We start from the raw sequence: 18,581 nt of genomic DNA on the forward strand, positions 1-18,581 counted from the left end.
GGCTCGACGCGGTCGCGATCGCCGCGGTCGGGGCGCTGGGCCCACCGCGCCTGTTGGCCTTCGCCGGCGCCTCGATGGGATCGCGGGTAGCCGTGCGGGTCGCGGCCGGGCTCGAGGCGTGCGGCGTGCTCGCCCTCGGCTTCCCGCTCCAGCCACCGGGAACCACACCGGCAGGCAGAACCAGGCCGTCGAGGCAGGACGAACTTGACGGCGCGGGCGTCCCGGTGCTCGTCGTCCAGGGCGAGCGGGACTCCTTCGGGCGACCGGTGCCCGATCCGGAGCTCGGCCGCGAGGTCCATCTCGTCGCGGGAGCCGACCACTCCTTCCGGACCCGCCGACAGGATGTGCGTCCGCCCGGCGAGGCCGTGGCCGAAGCGGCCCGGGCCGGCGCATTCTGGCTGCGGGGCCGGCTGCGGGAATCATCCGCGGGCTGACCCGGTTGTGCGGGCAGTCAGCCGACAGTTAACCGGCAGCCCGACGACGTCGTGGAGGCTTCATGACTCCTGGGAGCAGCACCGGCCGGCGGTCCGCGCAGTCGCGGACCGCCGCCGCCTGGCCTTTGCCGAGCGTCGCGCCGATGCGCGCCCCGGCTTTGGCCGGGGTATCGTCCGCTCTGGAAGGACGGTCGCATGTCGCCCGGTCAGGTGTGGTGGACGCGGGGCGGGCCGCCGGGGAGCATGACGGTGAGGAAGTGATCCTGGTCGACGAGACCACCGAGGAGCGAGGCGCCCGTTTCGAGCAGGACGCCCTTCCCTACCTCGACCAGTTGTATGCGGCAGCCCTGCGCATGACCCGTAATCCCGCCGACGCGGAGGATCTCGTGCAGGAGACCTTCGTCAAGGCGTTCGCGGCCTTCCACCAGTTTCAGGCGGGCACGAATCTTAAGGCCTGGCTCTACCGGATTCTGACGAACACGTTCATCAACACGTACCGCAAGCGGCAGCGCCAGCCGCTGCAGAGCCCCACGGAACAGGTGGAGGACTGGCAGCTCGCCGAGGCGGGGTCGCATACGTCCAGCGGGCTCAAGAGCGCGGAGACCGAGGCGTTGGAACACCTGCCGGACAGCGACATCAAGGACGCCCTGCAGGCACTGCCCGAGGACTTCCGCATGGCGGTGTACCTCGCCGACGTCGAGGGCTTCGCCTACAAGGAGATCGCGGAGATCATGGGTACGCCGATCGGGACCGTGATGTCCCGGTTGCACCGCGGTCGCCGGGGTCTGCGGAAGTCCTTGGAGAAGTATGCCTTGGACCGTGGGCTCGTGGCGGCCGGTTCCGCCGATGGCGAGGGCGGTGCGTCGTGAGCTGCGGCGGTCCACACGAGATCGATTGCCGGAAAGTACTCGACGCGGTCTTTCTGTATCTCGACGGTGAGTGTGAGGGCGGGCAGCAGAATCTGATTCGGGCCCACCTTGACGAATGCTCTCCCTGCCTGCGCGAGTTCGGGGTGGAGCACGAGGTGAAGATGCTCGTCGCCCGCAAGTGCGGCGGGGAGCGGGCGCCCGAGTCGCTGCGGGCGAGCCTGCTCGCCCGGCTGCGGGCCGCCCGGGTGGAGATCGACGCCGCCGAGTACCGGCCGGAGTAGCTGGGGTCGGGTGGAGTAGCTGGGGTCGGGTGGAGTAGCTGGGGTCGGGTGGAGCAGCTGGGGTCGGGTGGAGCATCGGGCTGCCTGGGGGCGGGCCGTGGCAGCCACGGCCCGCCGGGTGGCTCAGGTGTTCGGGCGCTTGCCGTGGTTGGCCTTGTTCTTCGCCCGTGCGCGCCGCTTGCGCTTCTTCTTCGCCATCAGGAATCTTCCTCCGTTCCGCTTCGACGTGCAGTCATCGTGCCAGTCCGCGCCGACGGGAGGTTACCGGCGGGTCCGTCGAGGCCCTCGTCCTCGTCGGCGTCGCCGAACCCGTCCGGCGAGCCATCGCCGAGGTTCCCGCGGGCCGGGGACTGCACCGCCCTGGCATGGCGGCGGGCCTGCAACGTGCGCCACGCCCGCACGGGGGCTATCGCTCCGAACAGTCCCAGCGCCGCGGCGATCGCCACGTCGCCGACGCTGACGACCGCGGGCGTCCAGGGCAGGGGCAGCGGGATGATGTCACTGAGCAGGCGCAGGGTCGTACCGTCCCCGGCCGGCGTGTGAAATGCCGAGGCCAGGATGTCGGAGATCGGTACACCGGCGCGGTCGGCCCCCCACCGCGACACCGGCATCTGGCCGCCGTTCGCGGTGATGACGGCGGCGTTGGAGATGAGACCGGTGACCAGGAGACCGAGTCCGGGCAGGCGGTTGTTCGCGCTGGCGAACAGGGCTGTGACCACGGCGGCCGCGATCCACGCCGGGCCGTGCAAGGCGGGCACGAGTCGGCCGATCGCGAGCACCAGGACCGCCGCGGCGAGCAGCCATGGTCGGGAGACATGGATGCGGGCGAGGGCACCGAGAGTTCCGCCGTGGGCGAGGCCGACGCCCAGACCGCATAGCAGGGTCAGCACCAGAAGTACGAGCACATGCGTAGTGTGCGGCGTTATGAGCGACAGTCCCAGCACCGGGCGGTCGCGTCGTCCCAGCGTGCCGGCCCGGATACATCCGGGGCCCAGGGACGTTGGTCGGACAGCCTCGGCACACTACGCTCTTGCCAGATTTACCGCCGCTGAAGGGAGCCTGATGGCCGAGGAAGTCCGCGCTGAGATGGTGGCCAACGTCTGGAAGGTCGTCGTCGGTGTGGGAGACCCGGTGAGCGCTGGTGACGCCCTGGTGATCCTCGACTCCATGAAGATGGAGATCCCCGTGATCAGCGAGGACGGCGGGACGGTCGCCCGGATCGCGGTGCAGGAGGGCGACGTCGTCCAGGACGGTGACCTGATCGCCGTGGTCGAGCCGCTCTCCACCGCCTGATCGTCCTTGTCCGGCGGGATAGCGGCTGAGGGATCCGATGCCTCAGGCGATGTCCTAAGCTGCCCATTATGGACGCCGCGTTTTGTGACCGTTGCGGTCAGCTGGCCAGTGTGGGCAGCCACGAGGCGTGCCGGCGGGCCCGCGAGCTGGAGCCACCCCGCTACTGTCGAGCCTGCCGGCGGCGGATGGTCGTCCAGGTCACCCCGGTGGGTTGGTCGGCCCGGTGCGCGGAGCATGGGCTGCTCTCGGTCTGAGCTCGTCGGTCACGTCCACCGTCGTCACGCCGACCGCGATCCTGGCCCCGGCCGAGTGCCGGCGGGTCCGGCCAGCCGGGCACGAACCAGCGCTGAAGCGGAACGGACGGGGGCTTAGAGGGTGGCCTGCAGGGACTTGATCGGCATGCTCAGCTCGGCCAGCATCTTCAGGTCGGCCTCCGCGGAGCGGCCCAGCGTCGTCAGATAGTTCCCGACGATCATGGCGTTGATACCACCGAGCATCCCCTGCACGTCGAGATCACCCAGGGTGATCTCGCGTCCGCCGGAGTAGCGCAGGATCGTGCGCGGCATGGCGAGGCGGAACGCCGCGATCGCGCGCAGCGCGTCACGCGGCTCGACCAGCGGAAGATCCCCGAAGGGCGTCCCCGGCCGCGGGTTGAGGAAGTTCAGCGGAACCTCGTCGGGCTCCAGGGCCGCAAGCTGGGCGGCGAGTTCGGCACGCTGCTCGAGGCTCTCGCCGACGCCCAGAATGGCGCCGCAGCACAGCTCCATCCCCGCGGCCCGCACCATCTCACAGGTCTCCCACCGCTCCTCCCAGTTGTGGGTGGTGACCACGTTCGGGAAGTGCGAGCGGGCCGTCTCCAGGTTGTGGTTGTAACGGTGCACACCCATCGCCACGAGTTCGTCGACCTGCGCGGAGGTCAGCATGCCCAGGGAGCAGGCGACGTTGATGTCGACCGCCGCACGGATGGCGACGATCCCCTCCCGCACCTGCGCCATGAGCCGGGCGTCCGGGCCCCGCACGGCCGCGACGATGCAGAACTCGGTGGCGCCTGTCGCCGCGGTCTGCCGAGCGGCGTCAACGAGCGAGGGCACGTCCAGCCAGGCGGACCGTACCGGCGAGTCGAACTTGCCGGACTGCGAGCAGAAGTGACAGTCTTCCGGGCATCCGCCGGTCTTGAGGCTGACGATCCCCTCCACCTCGACCTCCGGACCACACCAGCGCATCCGCACCTCGTGGGCCAGGGCGAGCAGATCGGTCAGCGTCTCGTCCGGGAGCCGGAGCACGGCGAGCACGCCGGCCTCGTCCAGCCCTTGTCCGCCCTCGAGGACCTCGCGCCGTGCCACGGTGAGGATGCCGGCACCGTCCTGGTCCGCCGGCGGCCGCGGCGACGCCGGTGCAGGTGCAGGTGCGGTGGGGTGCGCGGTCACGGATCCGGTCACGGACGTGGTCACGGATGCAGTCACAGGGGTCTCCAGACGAGGGTCGGCGGGTGCGGTGGATGCGTGGTGGCGGTGGGCGCGTGGTGGCGGTGGGCGCGTGGTGGCGGTGGGTATCGTGGTCGGGACTGATGCGCATGCACCCAGGTGCATGCGCACCCATTGTCGAACCGGCGCGCGGATGTGGGGCCGGATTCCCGAACACCATCGAGCCCCGAACACCATCGAGCATGGTGGTTATGTCTCGTAGCGAGCCCTGAACTCCTGGGCATGGAACGTGCCGCCCAGTGCCGGTTGCAGCGAGGCACGCGCCACGGCCAGGAACTCGGGCTGGGCCAGCAGGCCGGCTCCCGCCGGGAGGACGCCGGCCAGCGGCCGGGCGGCCAGGCTTTCCAGGTCGGTGAGGTTGCACCGGCAGGCCAGGTCCGGTTCGGCCGGCCAGGACCCGACCACCACACCGACGAGGTCCAGGCCGCGGTGCGCCAGCGCCTCCAGGGTCAGCGCCGTGTCGTTCAGAGCGCCTAGGCCCGCGGCGGTCACGACGAGCACTGGCGCCCGCAGCACCCGGGCCAGGTCGGCGAGGGTGGCGCCGCCCGCGTCGTAGCGGACCAGCAGGCCGCCGGCGCCCTCGACGAGGACGAGATCGCGGCTGTCGGCGAGTGTGCCGATCCGGGCGGCGAGCTCGTCGAGGTCGACGGCCCGGTGCCCGGACCTGCGGGCGGCGGTGGCCGGAGCGAGCGGGTCGGGGTAGCGGGCCAGCTCGTGGACGTCGGTAATCCCGGTCAGATCGCGGACGAGGTCGACGTCACCCAGCTCGCCGGGGCCGACACCGGTCTGGGCCGGTTTCACCACCGCGACCGCGCGGCGTCGGTCGTGCGCGAGCGCGCCGACCGCGGCCGTCACCACCGTCTTGCCGACCCCGGTGCCGGTCCCGGTCACCACCAGGACCGTCATCGGGCTAGGACCGTCATCGGGCTAGGACCGTCATCGGGCCAGGACCCCGGCGGCGGCCAGCGCGTCGGTGACGATCGCGAGGTCGGCATCGGTGAGATCGGCCCGGGCGGCGAGGCGCAGCCGGCTGGTCCCGACCGGCACCGTCGGTGGCCGGAAGCAGCCGACGGCCACCCCGTGCCCGCGGCAGGTCGCCGCGGCCGCGGTCGCGGGTTCGGGATCCCCAATGATCACCGAGACGGCGGCCCCGGCGGGATCCGGCGCGCCGGTCAGGTCGGCGAGCTGACGGGCCCGGCGCCGGACGGTGCTGGGCAGCTCCGGGTGGGCCCCCAGAAACTCCAGGGCGGCCAGCGCGGCGCCCACGTTCGCCGGGGCGAGGCCGGTGTCGAAGATGAAGCTGCGGGCGGTGTCGATGAGGTGATCGCGCACGGCCACCCCGCCCAGCACCGCACCGCCCTGGCTGCCCAGCGCCTTGGACAGGGTGGCCGTCGCCACCACATCCGGCTTCCCGGCGAGGCCTGTGGCGGCGAGTGCCCCACGACCGGCGGGCCCGACCACCCCGAGCGCATGGGCCTCGTCGACGACCAGGACCGCTCCGTGGGCCCGGGCGGCCGCGTGCAGTTCGGTCAGCGGGGCGAGATCGCCGTCCGCGGAGAACACCGACTCGGTCACGACGAGTGCCCGCCGCCAGGGGCGTCCAGCGAGGGCCGCCGCGACCGCGGCCACATCGGCATGCGGCGTCACGACGACGTCCGCCCGGGACAGCCGGCAGGCGTCCACGATCGAGGCGTGGTTCAGCGCGTCCGAGACGACCAGGTCGCCGGGGCCGGCCAGGGCGGTGACCACCGCGAGGTTCGCCGTGTAGCCGGAGGAGAAGACCAGGGCCGAGGCGAATCCGGCGTGCGCGGCGAGCGCGTTCTCCAGCTCCCCGTGCAACGCGGTCGTCCCGGTCACGAGCCGGCTCCCGGTGGCCCCGGCACCCCAGGCGCGCAGGGCGCGGATCCCGCCGTCGACGACCACCGGATGACGACCGAGCCCGAGGTAGTCGTTGCCCGCGAGATCGACGAGCACGCCCGCGCCCGGCTTGTCCGGGCCGCCCCGCGGGCGTAGCTCGCGGCGCAGCCCGGCGGCGACCCGGGCCCGGGCGTGGCCCGCGAGCCAGGCGAGCGGCGCGGCCGCCGCGGCATCATCGACGGTCACAACGGCCAGCGTACGGGTATCGACCACTGTGATGGGGTGCCCGCCACCTCACGAACCCAGCCGGTCTGGCAGTCTGCGAGCCGTGGGAACCCTCGCCGACATGCTGCGCGCGAGCACGGATCTCAGCGACGACGACATCGACCACCTGCACGCGCTCGTCGCGGACTGGGCTCTGCTCGCCGACCTCTCCTTCGCTGATCTGTTGCTGCTCGTGCCTGTCCGCTCCGGCTCGGGGGCCAGTCGGGGCGGCCACGCCAGCGGAGCCGAATTCCTCGTCGTGGCCCAGGTCCGTCCCACCACCGGTCCGACCGCGTACCACAACGACGAGGTCGGCAGCGTCGTGATCAATCGCTGGGTGGTCCAGAACGCCTGGCGGGAACACCGGATCGCGCGGGAGGGCGAGCCCGAGTGGGACGGCGGGGTCCCGGTGCGGACCGAGGCGATCCCGGTCCGGCGGGGTGACGAGGTGATCGCCGTCCTCGCCCGGGACACCAACCTCGCGACCACCCGGACGCCGAGCGCGCTGGAGTCGGCTTATCTGCAGGGTGCCAACAACCTGGCCCTGATGATCGCCGAGGGCGCCTTTCCGTTCCGCGGCAGCTCGGCGGAGCTTCCCGAGTCCCCCCGGGTGGGCGATGGCATGATGCGGCTCGACGGCGCCGGAAAGGTGATCTTCGCGAGCCCGAACGCGCTCTCGGCGTACCGCAGGCTCGGCTACACCGGCAATGTCACGGGCGAGGACCTCCGCTCCGTGCACCGGGCGCTGAACCTGTCCGCCGCGACCCCGGCGGTCTGGCACGCGCTCGGCCGGCGTCGGCCGGTGGAGGTGGAAGCCGCGGTCGGGAGCACGGTGGTGCTCCTGCGGGCGATCCCGCTCTTCCCCGGGGCGACCCGGGAGGTGCTGGTACTCGTCCGGGACGTCTCCGAGCTGCGTCGCCGCGAGGCGCTGCTGCTGAGTAAGGACGCGACGATCCGTGAGATTCATCACAGGGTCAAGAACAATCTACAGACCGTAGCCGCCCTGCTGCGGTTGCAGATGCGGCGGACGAAGGCCGACGAGGCGCGCTCGGCGCTGCGAGAGTCGGTGCGCCGGGTCACCTCGATCGCGGTCGTGCACGAGACGCTGTCCCAGAGCCTGGGGGAGAGCGTGCCGTTCGACGAGATCGCCGACCAGATCACCTCGGTCACGGTGGATCTGGCCTCCACCGGGGCTCGGGCGAACACCCGCCGGACCGGGTCGTTCGGGCGGCTTCCCGGCGAACTCGCCACCCCGTTGGCTCTTGTGCTTTCCGAACTTCTACAGAATGCTGTAGAACATGCGTTCGACGGTTCGGCGGGTTCCATCGAGATCCGGGTCAGCCGCCTGGCAGACCGGCTTGATGTTGTCGTGGCCGACGACGGTGCCGGGCTGCCCGAGGACTTCCAGCTCGAGCACTCGCCAAGGCTGGGGTTGCAGATCGTCCGCCAGCTGGTGCTGGGCGAGATGCACGGCACTATCCGGCTCCAAGCCGGTCCAGAGTGCGGGACGGAGGCGCTCCTGTCGATCCCACTTTCTGAAAGTTGAGTGTTTAGGGTGCCCGGGAGGGGGTATCCCCCAAGATGTGTCCCTCGTCCATGGCCGTCGTGCCGTCGTGCCGATGTGGCGTGCTCGTGGGGGCCCGGGTCGGGAGCGTCCCGGGCGGTGGTTCGCCTGAGCGGGCCCGATCGCCGGGAGGCGCGGTCGGGGGCAGAAAACATTACGGCCGCCCCGTCCGCGTCGCGCCGCATTGCTGCGGCGGGCGCGCGGACAGAACGGCCGATGCTGCTGCCAGCTACCCCCGTGCTGCGGTACGGGTTGTGGCATGATCTCATGCGGCGACCACTGTGGTCCGCCGGTGGATCCGGTGGTGCCGGTTCCGGCGGGCAGGGCCTGCCGCGAGCGGGTGTTGTTGTTCGGACCCGGGACGTGGTGCCGGTTCCTCGGGCGCTGTCGGCCCGCCGTCGGGGACGGTCTTGCGGTCAGGCGGTTCGAACCCGGAGTCGGACCTGGCGCTTAAGCGCCCGGCGTTCGTCCTCGCTCATCCCGCCCCAGACACCGGAGTCCTGCCCGGTGTCCAGTGCCCAGTTGAGGCAGTCACTCGTGACTGCGCACCGCGCGCAAACGGCCTTTGCCTCTTCGACCTGGCGTTCCGCCGGACCGGTTGTACCGATCGGGAAGAAGAGCTCGGGATCCTCGTCACGGCAGAGCGCTCTGTGGCGCCAGTCCATGCGTACAACTCCCTCTCTCGTCTCGGGCCACACTGCACATGAGACGCTTTGTGAGCCGCTACGGTTGTGCCGAGGTGAAAATAAATTGAGCAGGATGTCTGCTCGGCCTCGGCGGCGGGCCGTAGAGCGGGTTGCCGGGTGTCGGTGAGCCCGGGTGCACGTGCATCCACCTCGGACATTCGCCACCCTCCCACCCGAACAGGCAACGGCGCAAGAACCTGCAAGCCTCTTCACAGCCTGGCTGGCCTGCACTTGTCCGGCAGGGACACAGGCGGACCACGGGGGGCGACCGTCTCCTTAGCTGGCCGACGTGTCACGGGAGCCCCGATTGCCAGGGGATGTCACACTCCGTCGCACCGATCGTTACCGGTGCGGCCGGTGGGCGGCCCGGATCCTCGGCGATCAAGCCGCCGATGTCAGGCCAGTCGGTCATGGATCCGTTCTGTGCTGTCCGGGGGCTGCCCGAGGGCTGTCTGAGGGCTGCTCCGGCGCCGGTGTGCGCCGTCATCCCGGCCCGATCTGACCCGCTCGCGCCGCCGGAGATGGCAGGGTTGGAGCATGGAGGTTCTCGGTCATCGTGGCAGCAGGGTTCCCGGCCCGGAGAACACGGTCGAGGCGGTGGATGCCGCGTTGCGGGTGGGCGCCGACGGTGTCGAGGTCGACGTGCGGCGCAGCGCGGACGGCGACCTGGTCTGCGTGCACGACGCGCGGCTGTCCCGCCCCGCCGGCCGGGCGGTGATCCGGCAGACCACGGCGGCGCTGCGGGCCCGGGGCATTCCCCTGCTCGATGAGATCCTTGACGTGTGGGATGGTCGCGGTCGGCTCATCTGTGAGATCAAGAACCAGCCCGGGCAGCCGGACTTCGACGCACCCCGGGAGCAGACCGCGCGCCGGCTCGCCGAGACGCTGCGGGCCCGGGGATGGGCCGGCCGCCGGCCGGACGCCGCCGACCTCGACGCCGGTGCCGGCGGCATCACGGTGTCGTCGTTCGACTGGTTCGCCATCGAGGCGGTGCGTGACGCCGGCCTCGCGGTCACGACGGCGTTCCTCACCATGCCCCGGATGTCGGTGAGCGGCGGCCTCGCCTACGCACGGTCGGCGGGCCACACCGAACTGCATGTGCACACCAGCGCGGTGCTCGGCACCTCCGACGCGGCTGGACGGGCGCGCGAGGCCGGCGTCCGGCTGATCACCTGGACGGTGACCAGCGTCGAGGACGCCCGGCGGATCCGCGACGCGGGCGTCACCGGGGCGATCTGCGACGACCCCGTGGAGATCCGCCAGGCACTGTCCCGGCCGGACGGGACCCCCACCACGGCGCTCGACGCCTGAGCGGACATTCTCCCGGGCGGGCAGCCGTCAGGCGACGACGCGCAGCGCGTGCGGATGGTGGGTCAGCAGCACCTCGGAGAACATCCCGAGATACTCGCCGTCCATCTGCACCGGCAGGGGTGTGTCCGTGGAGAAGCGAATCGACGACGTGTCGTGGCGGCGCACCACGTTGCGACCGCGCGGACCCTCGCCGTCGGTGAGTATCCGCGAGGCGGCCCACAGCACGCTGGGCAACCGCACCCGCCGCAGCGCGAGGAGGTCCAGACCGGTGTCGAAGGACGCGTCCGGGCAGGCGAGGACGGGACGGGAGTTGAGGTAGGTCCACGGGCGGGTGTTGCAGACGATGCAGAAGGCGATGTGCTCCTCGGCCCGCCTGCCCGCTGGGCCGGTGCTCCCGGGGCCGGTGCTCCCGGGGCCGGTGCTCCCGGGGTCGGGGGCCGAGCCGGCGTCGGTGGTCGTCAGGGTGATGGGCGAACCGCGGCGGTCGGTGCCGTGGAGGATCTGACCCGCCGCGGTCCGCAGGAACAGGCCGGCGGTGTTGCGCCTGCCCTCGCCACGCTTCTCTTCGACCCGCGCGACGACCTGGGCATCCAGACCGATGCCGAAACAGAACGTGAACCAGCGCCGTTCGTCGCCGTACTGAGCCTGGCCGAGGCTGATCCGCCGGGTGCGGCCCTCGCGGAGCGCGCGCAGCAGCTCGCCGGTCGCCTCCACCGGTGACGCAGAGTAGCCTAGCGCGCGGGCGAAGACGTTGGTGCTGCCACCCGGGACCACGGCGAACGCTGGGCCGCCCGGTACTGGACCGTTCTGGAGCAGTCCGTTGATGATCTCGTTGACGGTACCGTCCCCACCGAGCGCAATCACCACGTCGACGCCGAGTTCGACCGCTCTGGCCCCCAGCTCCACCCCGTGCGCCCGCCCCTTGGTGACCACAGTCTCCAGGGCGAGGTCCGCGGCGAGCGCGCTGGCGAGGACGTCACGAACACGTTCGGTCGTAGCAGTGGCGACGGGGTTGACGACCAACAGCCCTCGCATGCCTCCACCGTAGTCCGCCTGGTCATCCGGGTCGCCGGCTGGGAAAACTCTCACACCGTTGGAATCCGGCGGACACCTCGCGAAGTGCGACGGGTGATGGCGCGGTGGACACCGTCCGGAGGGTCCCCGGGGGCACTGGCCGACGGCCCCGGGAACGCCGACGGCCCCGGAAACGTAGTGTCGGGGATATGGGATCCACGAGTCATCCCGATCAGCCGGCGGCCGGCCGCTTCGGCACACTGCGGCAGGCTGCTCGCGCGGCGTCCGTGCCCACTCGGGTGGCGTCCGTCCTGCTCGCCATCGAGGCGCTGACCCTGCTGGCCCTCGGAATCCTGCAGGTGCTGCGCGGCTTCGGGCCGGACATCGACGACGTGGGTCGTGCCGAGAGCGGTGGGGTGCTCGCCATGGTCGGCGGGCTCGGTGTGGCGGTCCTCGCGGGAGGCGTGCTGCGCAACGGCGCATCCTTCCGCTCGCCCACCCTGGTCGTGCAGATCCTGTGCCTGCCGGTGGCGTGGGGGCTGGTGCAGTCCGGCCGCTACGGCTACGGCATCCCGCTGCTCGTCGTGCCCCTTGTCATCGTCGTCGCGTTGCTGCTGGCCGGTGGGCTTGGGCCGGCGGTCCCGCCTCGGCGCGGCGGCGGGACCGGGTGACGGGTCCGCTCAGCCGTCCTCGAGCAGGCCGCGCCGCAGCTGGGCCAGCGTCCGAGCCAGGAGCCGGGACACATGCATCTGGGAGATGCCGAGCTCGGTCGCGATCTGGGACTGGGTCATGTTGCCGAAGAACCGCAGCAGCAGGATGCGCTTCTCCCGCGGCGGGAGCTTCTCCAACAGCGGCTTGAGGGACTCGCGGTACTCGACGCCCTCCAGGGACTCGTCCTGGACGCCGAGGGTGTCCGCGACGGCGGGTGCCTCGTCGTCGCCGGAGTCCGGCGCGTCGAGGGAGACCGCCGAGTAGGCGTTCGCCGACTCCAGCCCCTCGAGGACGTCCTCTTCGCTCATCTGCAGATGCCGGGCGATCTCACTCACCGTGGGGGAGCGGCCCAGCGTCTGGGAGAGCTCGGAGGTCGCCTTCGTCAGGGAGAGTTTGAGCTCCTGAAGGCGGCGGGGGACCCGGATGGCCCAGCCTTTGTCCCGGAAGTGCCGCTTGATCTCACCGACAATGGTCGGGGTGGCGTAGGTCGAGAACTCCACCCCACGTTCCGGATCGAACCGGTCCACCGATTTGATCAATCCGATGGTGGCCACCTGGATGAGGTCGTCGAGCGGCTCGCCCCGGTTGCGGAAACGGCGGGCGAGGTACTCCACCAGCGGCAGGTGCATCCGGACGAGCTGATCGCGGACGGCGGAGCGTTCGGGATCGTCCTCGGGTAGCTCGGCGAGGCGGACGAACAGGGTGCGGGCCAAGGCCCGGTCGGGCGAATGCGCGCGGTCGGGCCGATCGCTCTCCCCGTCGATCGCCGTACCGTCCACCGCCGGGTTCGGTAGCGCCTGGGTCGTCACCTCGGGGCCGAGATCGCTGTCGATTCCCGGGTGGTCGTCGAGCACGGATCCCCGTTGACTCAACGCCGCTACCGGGTCCACCGTGGACACCGGGTCATGATCAGATGCGTCGCGACCGGATACGTCGTGATCAGGTACCGTGCGCGGTGGGGTCGGAGTTCTCCCGGTCGACGTCACGACGTACCTACCGTGTCGCCCAGTGGAGTCTCTCTGGACGCACCCGACCCCCGGACGTGGCCGGCCGGAGGCTCACCGAGACTGGCGCGCACGCCCCTGCGCTTCTGCAGGGCAATGCTCACCCGCGACCCCGGGCCCGTCGAGGTCTGCACGTCGCCCGCCAGCGCCTTGAGCACGGTCCAGGCAAAGGTGTCCTCGGAGGGCTGCTCGCCGTCCAGGCTCTCGACCGTCACCAAGACGTGCATTACCCCCGGCGAGAGGGTGAACGTGCAGTCCAGCGAGGAACCCGGCACGGCCGAGACGAGCAGCAGGGCGCACGCCTCGTCCACGGCGATCCGGAGATCCTCGATGTCGTCGAGAGTGAAGTCGAGGCGGGCCGCCAGCGAGGCCGTCGCCGTGCGCAGGACGGTGAGGTAGGCGCTCGCGGCGGGCAGGGTGAGCGCAACCACGTCGCGTAGGCCGCCTGAGTGGGCGGTTTGGCTGTCGATGGTGTCGGAGCTCTCCGCGCCGCCGGTCGAAGGCGTCGGATCCACGTTCCTACCCCCAAAGAGCCTGCGTCGTGCGAGGACGGCGCCTCGCGGGTGTCCTGCCGACCAAGGTCGATCAGATGATGATATTCTCGGCGGTTCCTCTCCCACCCGTCGACGGGTCGAGTATTCCGCTCCCGACCATGACGTCCCGCATGGGCGGATGGTTTCCGCTCCGTCGGCGGCCGGGCGGCGGCCACCGACTCCACCGTACCCAGCCGCCGATGGGTACCGCAGGTCGGGTGATCGTAAGCTGCTGCATCCGGCCTGTCTGGCCGTCGCCGGCTCAGGTAGTGCCGGCTCAGGTAGTGCCGGCTCTGGCGGTGCCGGCTCTGGCGGTGCCGGCCGCAGCGCTGCCGGCACCGACGCCGGCCAGTGCGGTGATGGCGCCGGCGCCCATGCGCCAGGTCGTCCAGCCCTCGACCGGCCTCGCGCCGAGGGAGCGGTAGAACGCCTGCGCCGGGGCGTTCCAGTCCAGTACCGCCCATTCCATGCGCCGGTAGCCGCGGTCGGCGCAGATCGCCGCGAGAGTGGTGAGCAGGGCCTGCCCGTGACCACGGCGGCGGTGGCCCGGCTGGACGAACAGATCAACGAGGTACATCCCGGTCTGGCCGGTCCAGGTGGAGAAGGTCGGGTGCCAGAGCGCGAAGCCGACGACCTGTGGTGGGGTGGAGTCGCCGGCAGGGTGGTCTGCGGTGGCCACCAGGCAGTGGGCGGCCGGCACCGGTCCGAACAGGGCCGTGTCGAGATCGGCGGGCGTCATGGCGACGGCGGCCGGCTCCTTCTCGTACGCGGAGAGTTCGGTGACCAGGTGGTGGACGACCTTGACGTCTCTGGGGCCGGCCACCCGGATCACCGGATGTCCCCGGCGGCGCTCGCCGAGCGGAGTTCGGCGTACAGGGCCCGGCAGGCGCGATAGTCGGGCAGCAGGCTAGCCGCCTCCGCCTCCTTGAGCGACGGCGCCGCGGTGTCCTTGTCGGACAGCAACGGTACGAGATCGTCAGGCCAGGGCAGCGCGAGATCGGGATCGAGTGGGTGGACCCCGTACTCGCGCCCGGGGGTGTACGGGGTCGAGCACAGGTAGGAGATCGCGGCGTCGTCGGTGAGCGCCATGAAGGCGTGCCCGAGACCCTCCGCGACATACAGGCCCCGCCGGTCGACGTCGTCGAGGACGACCGCCGCGAACGTCCCGTAGGTCGGTGAGCCGACCCTGATGTCGACGACGCAGTCCAGCACCCGGCCGTGCACGCACGTCACGTACTTCGCCTGACTGGGGGGGACCTGCGCGTAGTGCACTCCGCGCAGCGTGCCGGCCCGGCTCACGCTGTGGTTGGCCTGCGACAGGGTGAGCGGATGTCCCACCGCCTCGGCGAGAGCGTCCGAGCGGAACCACTCCAGGAAGGTCCCGCGGCTGTCGGAGTGCTGACGTGGGGTGAACACCCAGGCGTCCGGAACCGATAGTTCGCTGATCTCCACGTGTGCGAAGGTACCGGTTCGCTCCCGCGCCTCCCAGGACGCCGGACCACGCGTCGGACCCGAGCCGGCCCCGGACTCCGGCCGTGACGGAGGGGCCGCGGTGAAGTAGGTGACAAATTCCACCCGCTTCTCCCGCTCCTTGGTGTCGGTGAAAGAGGACATAGCGATATGTCGTAACAACCGGACGCGGGTCATGGCGGGGCTGAGCCGAAGGCGATCTGGGCGCGCTGCGCCTTCGCCCGCCGGGCGGCCGGCGAGCGACCGGGCCAGGTCGATATCCATGCTGACGATGGTTCTTCCGTCGGTGTCGACGAAATTCGTTCAGTACGTACGAACTGTCGGTCGCCACACCGTCCGAACTGTTGGTCGCCACACCGTCGGAGTGCCCTTGTCGCGCACCTCCTAGGGCAGCTGGCCAGGGACGGCGCCGTCGGCGGAGGATGCCGGGGGTCGCCGTCGCCGGGGCACCGGAGTCGTCGTTCCGGCCACCGACGGAAATCGTCAGGAGTGCTACCGTCATTGCCGGAATGGGCATCGTCCGAGTACGACAGAAAGTGCCGCTGTGCACGGATTACTTCTTGGGTCCGGGCGGGCGTGTCGGTGGTTTGCCGGTATCCGGGGGGAGACCCCAGATTCTGATCACGTGATGCTTCCCTCGGGTGCCGACATCCTCTCCATGGTGGTATGTTTCGTTTCCGTTGCCGATACGTTCGTTGTCGGTTCGCCGACGGCGAAGCGCCGTCGGGGGCGGAGACGGCCGCGCGTGTCATATTGGAAGCAACCCCGGGCAACACCCGGTCGATCGCCCGCCTTACACGATGAGGCGGTACCGCTCAGGCTTGTTTTTCCGCGAAACACGCACCGCACGGGAATATGAGCACGTTGTAGCCGCCGCCCAGGTGAGACCGCGATCGCCGCGGGGTCCGCCGGCGGCTCGTTCGAGGAGCAACCTCCGTGACCGCAACCACTGACCAGCCGACTCTCGGTTCCACCACGTCGGGCCTCGCCGGGCTCAGCCCGCGGCCGTCCGACGACGATCCCGCGTTCGCCCTGCACCGCGGAGGGAAGATCGGCATCGACGTCACCGCTCCACTGAACAATCGGGAAGACCTGTCCCTGGCCTACACGCCCGGAGTCGCGCGGGTGTGTACCGCCATCGCCGAGACTCCGGCCCTCGCCGACGACTACACTTGGCGGTCGAATACCGTCGCCGTGGTCACCGATGGGACGGCTGTGCTCGGCCTCGGTGACATCGGCCCCGCGGCCTCCCTGCCGGTGATGGAGGGCAAGGCCGCGCTGTTCAAGCACTTCGCTGGCGTGGACGCGGTGCCACTGGCCCTCGCCTGCACGGACGTCGAGGAGATCGTCGACACCGTCGCGCGCCTCGCCCCGAGCTTCGGCGGGATCAACCTCGAGGACATCTCGGCACCGCGCTGCTTCGCCATCGAGCGCCTCCTGCAGGACCGCGTCGACATTCCGGTCTTCCACGACGACCAGCACGGAACAGCCATCGTCGCGCTGGCCGCGCTGGAGAATGCGGCGAAGCTCACCGGACGCACCCTCGGTGATCTGCGTGCCGTGGTGTCCGGCGCGGGTGCCGCCGGCGCCGCCGTGGCCCGCATCCTGCTGGCCGCCGGCATCGGGGACATCGCGGTCGGTGACAGCCGCGGCATCCTCTACGCCGGTCGGGACAACCTCACCCCGAGCAAGGCCGCGCTCGCCGCCGAGACCAACCGTGCCGGCCTGACCGGGTCCATCACCGACGTGCTCGCCGGCGCCGACGTCTTCCTCGGGCTGTCCGCCGGGCAGGTCCCGGAGGAAGCGGTCGCCACCCTGGCGCCAGAGGCGATCATTTTCGCGATGGCCAACCCCGATCCCGAGATCGACCCGGCGGTCGCCCACAAGTACGCGCGGATCGTGGCGACCGGTCGCAGCGACTACCCGAACCAGATCAACAACGTCCTCGCCTTCCCCGGAATCTTCCGGGGAGCGCTCGACGTCCGGGCCAGCCGCGTGACGGAGGGCATGAAGCTCGCCGCCGCGAGGGCGCTCGCCGGGGTGATCGCGGACGAGCTGGCCGAGGATCTCATCATCCCGAGCGTGTTCGACGACCGGGTCGCCCCGGCCGTTGCCGCGGCGACGGCCGCGGCCGCGCGGGCGGACGGGGTGGCCCGCCGCTGACGAGGGCCGGCGCCGGCTGATCGTCGGCGTGCCGGCCAAGGACGTCCAGGGATCCCGGTGCACCTTCTCCGGGGTCCCTGCTCGTCTCCACGGGGCCCGTGCCACGCGGGGTCTCCCCCCTAGACGGTCGAGGCCCCGCGTCCCGCTGCGGGTCCCTGAGCCGCGTTCCCGGGCCGTTTGCGAGACCGCGTGCTCTCAGACCCGGCCGCATCCCGGGCAGGGCCGGTTCTCCGCCGCCTCCGCGAGCGGGCGCAGGGTCCCACATCCCTTGTACGAGCAGCACACGAAGTCGGCGGGAGCCACCGTGATGACCGGTATGCCGTCCACGATGACCGTCGCGGGTGCCTCCGGGATGGGCGCGGGGTGTCGGCGGCGCCAGCCCAGCCGCCGGCTCGACCCGTTTCTGCGCGGCGAGTCGGGCATGTCCTCGTGGGTCACCACGGCCCGTTTACCATTGGACGTCCACCCTTGTTGTTCCCACGGTGTCGAGTTCAGCACACCGGCGTGGCAGGCGCGGTTGCCGGCCCGGATGGTCCCCTTCGTCCGTGGCGTCGCCTGTCGGTTGTCCTGAGCGGATCCGCGCCGGTCGGCCTCGCTCGCGTCTGCACGCCGGTAGCCGTAGGTTCGAAGGGTGCTAGCCGCCGCGGCCGTGTCCCTCCACCCCGATTCTCCGCTCGACGGCCTGGCCATCGGGGAGCAGCCCGAACCCGCGCCGCTCGACGGGTGGGTCACCGTCACGGTGCGGGCCGCCTCGCTCAACCATCACGACCTGTTCAGCCTGCGTGGAGTGGGCCTGCCGGCGGATCGGCTCCCGATGATTCTCGGCTGTGACGCCGCCGGGGTGACCCCCGACGGGCAGGAGGTCATCGTCCACAGCGTGATCGGTGATCCGGCAGCGGGCGGGGGGGACGAGACGCTGGACCCGAAGCGGACCCTGTTGTCCGAGCTGTACCCGGGAACCCTTGCCGAGCGGGTCGCCGTGCCGCGGCGCAACCTGATCCCGAAGCCCGCCGGGTTGTCGTGGGAGGAGGCCGCCTGCCTGCCGACCGCCTGGCTCACTGCCTACCGGATGGTCGTCTCCCGGGCGGGGCTGCCCGCCGGGGGCGGCGGCACCGTGCTCATCCAGGGAGCCGGTGGGGGGGTGGCCACCGCGGCGCTGTTGATCGCCAAGGCCGCCGGGCACACCGTCTTCGTGACCTCGCGGGACGAGACCAAGCGGAAGCGGGTGGCCGCCCTCGGCGCCGACGAGGTTCTCGAACCCGGTGCCCGGCTGCCGCGCCGGGTCGACGCGGTCATCGAGACCGTCGGCGCCGCCACCTGGGGTCACTCGGTGAAGGCATTGCGCCCCGGCGGGCGCATCGTGGTCTCGGGCGCCACCAGTGGTCCGAACCCGCCGGCGGACCTCACCCGGATCTTCTTCCTCCAGCTGTCGGTGATCGGTTCCACCATGGGGAGCCGGGACGAGCTGGTCGACCTCGTCGCGTTCGCGGAACGGACCGGGGTGCGGCCGCTGATCCACGAGGTGCGCCCGCTGGCCGATGCCCGGGCCGCCTTCGAGCAGCTGCTCGGCGGTGAGTTCTTCGGCAAGCTGATACTCCGCCCCCCCGCCTAGCCTCTTTGGTGCGATGCGGGGACTCCTGGCT

General features: G+C 71.1%; 22 protein-coding genes. 10 read left to right on the plus strand and 12 right to left on the minus strand.

Annotated features, from left to right (window positions below):
• The 3 genes from AC08OV_RS00815 to rsrA all read left to right on the plus strand — a co-directional run.
• Positions 1-434, plus strand: a 434-nt coding sequence (locus tag AC08OV_RS00815; RefSeq protein ID WP_476619139.1) for an alpha/beta family hydrolase, incomplete at its 5' end; no start/stop codon positions are given.
• A gap of 62 nt (positions 435-496) precedes the next feature.
• Positions 497-1,303 (plus strand): sigma-70 family RNA polymerase sigma factor, encoded by an 807-nt coding sequence (locus AC08OV_RS00820; protein WP_462186217.1) that lies wholly within the window; start codon positions 497-499, stop codon positions 1,301-1,303.
• Positions 1,300-1,584 (plus strand): mycothiol system anti-sigma-R factor, encoded by a 285-nt coding sequence (rsrA, locus tag AC08OV_RS00825; RefSeq protein WP_011438142.1) that lies wholly within the window; start codon positions 1,300-1,302, stop codon positions 1,582-1,584. Before AC08OV_RS00820 ends, rsrA begins: the two co-directional genes overlap by 4 nt.
• Positions 1,585-1,707: 123 nt before the next feature.
• Here rsrA and AC08OV_RS00830 read toward each other — a convergent pair whose 3' ends face one another.
• Together AC08OV_RS00830 and AC08OV_RS00835 are read right to left on the minus strand one after the other, a co-directional pair.
• Positions 1,708-1,782 carry a 50S ribosomal protein bL37 gene (locus AC08OV_RS00830; RefSeq protein ID WP_369807823.1) on the minus strand — a complete coding sequence of 25 codons (75 nt, stop codon included), beginning with the start codon at positions 1,780-1,782 and terminating at the stop codon, positions 1,708-1,710.
• Positions 1,782-2,528, minus strand: a complete 747-nt coding sequence (locus tag AC08OV_RS00835) for a DUF5317 domain-containing protein (RefSeq protein ID WP_476619140.1) — start codon at positions 2,526-2,528, stop codon at positions 1,782-1,784. Before AC08OV_RS00835 ends, AC08OV_RS00830 begins: the two co-directional genes overlap by 1 nt.
• A gap of 118 nt (positions 2,529-2,646) precedes the next feature.
• On the opposite strand from AC08OV_RS00835, the gene AC08OV_RS00840 reads away from it, so the two are divergent.
• Entirely contained in the window at positions 2,647-2,877 is a 231-nt protein-coding gene (locus AC08OV_RS00840; protein ID WP_476616183.1) for a biotin/lipoyl-binding carrier protein, read from the plus strand.
• Positions 2,878-2,945: 68 nt separating this feature from the next.
• Positions 2,946-3,131 carry a biotin synthase auxiliary protein BsaP gene (gene bsaP, locus AC08OV_RS00845; RefSeq protein ID WP_076806814.1) on the plus strand — a complete coding sequence of 62 codons (186 nt, stop codon included), beginning with the start codon at positions 2,946-2,948 and terminating at the stop codon, positions 3,129-3,131.
• A gap of 114 nt (positions 3,132-3,245) precedes the next feature.
• On the opposite strand, the gene bioB is transcribed toward bsaP, so the two are convergent.
• The 3 genes from bioB to AC08OV_RS00860 all read right to left on the minus strand — a co-directional run bounded on the left by bioB (position 3,246) and on the right by AC08OV_RS00860 (position 6,464).
• The gene (gene bioB / locus AC08OV_RS00850; protein ID WP_476616182.1) at positions 3,246-4,328 is read right to left on the minus strand and encodes a biotin synthase BioB; all 1,083 of its coding nucleotides are present in this window, start codon (positions 4,326-4,328) and stop codon (positions 3,246-3,248) included.
• A gap of 222 nt (positions 4,329-4,550) precedes the next feature.
• Positions 4,551-5,267, minus strand: a complete 717-nt coding sequence (gene bioD / locus AC08OV_RS00855) for a dethiobiotin synthase (RefSeq protein WP_476615351.1) — start codon at positions 5,265-5,267, stop codon at positions 4,551-4,553.
• A 30-nt stretch (positions 5,268-5,297) separates the two neighbouring features.
• Positions 5,298-6,464, minus strand: coding sequence for an 8-amino-7-oxononanoate synthase (locus AC08OV_RS00860; protein WP_476615352.1), 1,167 nt, complete (start codon positions 6,462-6,464; stop codon positions 5,298-5,300).
• Between the two features lie 100 nt (positions 6,465-6,564).
• Here AC08OV_RS00860 and AC08OV_RS00865 point away from each other — a divergent pair, with 100 nt between their 5' ends.
• Positions 6,565-8,028: a sensor histidine kinase gene (locus AC08OV_RS00865; RefSeq protein ID WP_476615355.1), complete on the plus strand. Its 1,464-nt coding sequence runs from the start codon at positions 6,565-6,567 to the stop codon at positions 8,026-8,028.
• Positions 8,029-8,462: 434 nt separating this feature from the next.
• Here AC08OV_RS00865 and AC08OV_RS00870 read toward each other — a convergent pair whose 3' ends face one another.
• Positions 8,463-8,711 carry a WhiB family transcriptional regulator gene (locus tag AC08OV_RS00870; RefSeq protein WP_011438134.1) on the minus strand — a complete coding sequence of 83 codons (249 nt, stop codon included), beginning with the start codon at positions 8,709-8,711 and terminating at the stop codon, positions 8,463-8,465.
• Positions 8,712-9,269: 558 nt separating this feature from the next.
• Here AC08OV_RS00870 and AC08OV_RS00875 point away from each other — a divergent pair.
• Complete coding sequence (locus AC08OV_RS00875; RefSeq protein ID WP_476615353.1) at positions 9,270-10,043, plus strand: glycerophosphodiester phosphodiesterase; 774 nt, start codon at positions 9,270-9,272, stop codon at positions 10,041-10,043.
• A gap of 27 nt (positions 10,044-10,070) precedes the next feature.
• On the opposite strand, the gene AC08OV_RS00880 is transcribed toward AC08OV_RS00875, so the two are convergent.
• Positions 10,071-11,078, minus strand: coding sequence for a diacylglycerol/lipid kinase family protein (locus AC08OV_RS00880; RefSeq protein ID WP_476619141.1), 1,008 nt, complete (start codon positions 11,076-11,078; stop codon positions 10,071-10,073).
• A 188-nt stretch (positions 11,079-11,266) separates the two neighbouring features.
• Here AC08OV_RS00880 and AC08OV_RS00885 point away from each other — a divergent pair, with 188 nt between their 5' ends.
• Positions 11,267-11,728, plus strand: a complete 462-nt coding sequence (locus AC08OV_RS00885; protein WP_476615128.1) for a hypothetical protein — start codon at positions 11,267-11,269, stop codon at positions 11,726-11,728.
• 9 nt (positions 11,729-11,737) lie between these two features.
• On the opposite strand, the gene AC08OV_RS00890 is transcribed toward AC08OV_RS00885, so the two are convergent.
• The 4 genes from AC08OV_RS00890 to AC08OV_RS00905 all read right to left on the minus strand — a co-directional run bounded on the left by AC08OV_RS00890 (position 11,738) and on the right by AC08OV_RS00905 (position 14,757).
• Positions 11,738-12,754, minus strand: a complete 1,017-nt coding sequence (locus AC08OV_RS00890; protein WP_476615127.1) for an RNA polymerase sigma factor SigF — start codon at positions 12,752-12,754, stop codon at positions 11,738-11,740.
• A complete protein-coding gene (locus tag AC08OV_RS00895) occupies positions 12,751-13,287 on the minus strand; it encodes an ATP-binding protein (RefSeq protein ID WP_476591624.1) in 537 nt (178 codons plus the stop codon). Before AC08OV_RS00895 ends, AC08OV_RS00890 begins: the two co-directional genes overlap by 4 nt.
• 295 nt (positions 13,288-13,582) lie before the next feature.
• The gene (locus AC08OV_RS00900) at positions 13,583-14,137 is read right to left on the minus strand and encodes an N-acetyltransferase family protein (protein ID WP_476615126.1); all 555 of its coding nucleotides are present in this window, start codon (positions 14,135-14,137) and stop codon (positions 13,583-13,585) included.
• Complete coding sequence (locus tag AC08OV_RS00905; RefSeq protein ID WP_476615130.1) at positions 14,134-14,757, minus strand: dTDP-4-dehydrorhamnose 3,5-epimerase family protein; 624 nt, start codon at positions 14,755-14,757, stop codon at positions 14,134-14,136. Before AC08OV_RS00905 ends, AC08OV_RS00900 begins: the two co-directional genes overlap by 4 nt.
• Positions 14,758-15,711: 954 nt before the next feature.
• On the opposite strand from AC08OV_RS00905, the gene AC08OV_RS00910 reads away from it, so the two are divergent.
• Positions 15,712-16,938 (plus strand): NAD(P)-dependent malic enzyme, encoded by a 1,227-nt coding sequence (locus AC08OV_RS00910; protein WP_476615125.1) that lies wholly within the window; start codon positions 15,712-15,714, stop codon positions 16,936-16,938.
• Positions 16,939-17,133: 195 nt separating this feature from the next.
• On the opposite strand, the gene AC08OV_RS00915 is transcribed toward AC08OV_RS00910, so the two are convergent.
• On the minus strand, positions 17,134-17,379 hold the full coding sequence (locus AC08OV_RS00915; protein ID WP_462186625.1) for a hypothetical protein: 246 nt from the start codon (positions 17,377-17,379) through the stop codon (positions 17,134-17,136).
• Between the two features lie 190 nt (positions 17,380-17,569).
• On the opposite strand from AC08OV_RS00915, the gene AC08OV_RS00920 reads away from it, so the two are divergent.
• Entirely contained in the window at positions 17,570-18,550 is a 981-nt protein-coding gene (locus AC08OV_RS00920) for a zinc-binding dehydrogenase (RefSeq protein WP_476619142.1), read from the plus strand.
• Positions 18,551-18,581: the final 31 nt, after the last annotated feature.

This window comes from Frankia sp. CeTa3Moorea (assembly GCF_978021225.1).

What these genes read in the sequence shown, in the direction of transcription:
- AC08OV_RS00865 (WP_476615355.1), top strand. Translation starts at nt 6,565, where the DNA reads ATGCTGCGCGCGAGCACGGATCTCAGCGACGACGACATCGACCACCTG.
- AC08OV_RS00875 (WP_476615353.1), top strand. Translation starts at nt 9,270, where the DNA reads ATGGAGGTTCTCGGTCATCGTGGCAGCAGGGTTCCCGGCCCGGAGAAC.
- bsaP (WP_076806814.1), top strand. Translation starts at nt 2,946, where the DNA reads ATGGACGCCGCGTTTTGTGACCGTTGCGGTCAGCTGGCCAGTGTGGGC.
- AC08OV_RS00820 (WP_462186217.1), top strand. Translation starts at nt 497, where the DNA reads ATGACTCCTGGGAGCAGCACCGGCCGGCGGTCCGCGCAGTCGCGGACC.
- AC08OV_RS00870 (WP_011438134.1), bottom strand. Translation starts at nt 8,711, where the DNA reads ATGGACTGGCGCCACAGAGCGCTCTGCCGTGACGAGGATCCCGAGCTC.
- AC08OV_RS00885 (WP_476615128.1), top strand. Translation starts at nt 11,267, where the DNA reads ATGGGATCCACGAGTCATCCCGATCAGCCGGCGGCCGGCCGCTTCGGC.
- AC08OV_RS00840 (WP_476616183.1), top strand. Translation starts at nt 2,647, where the DNA reads ATGGCCGAGGAAGTCCGCGCTGAGATGGTGGCCAACGTCTGGAAGGTC.
- bioD (WP_476615351.1), bottom strand. Translation starts at nt 5,267, where the DNA reads ATGACGGTCCTGGTGGTGACCGGGACCGGCACCGGGGTCGGCAAGACG.
- AC08OV_RS00880 (WP_476619141.1), bottom strand. Translation starts at nt 11,078, where the DNA reads ATGCGAGGGCTGTTGGTCGTCAACCCCGTCGCCACTGCTACGACCGAA.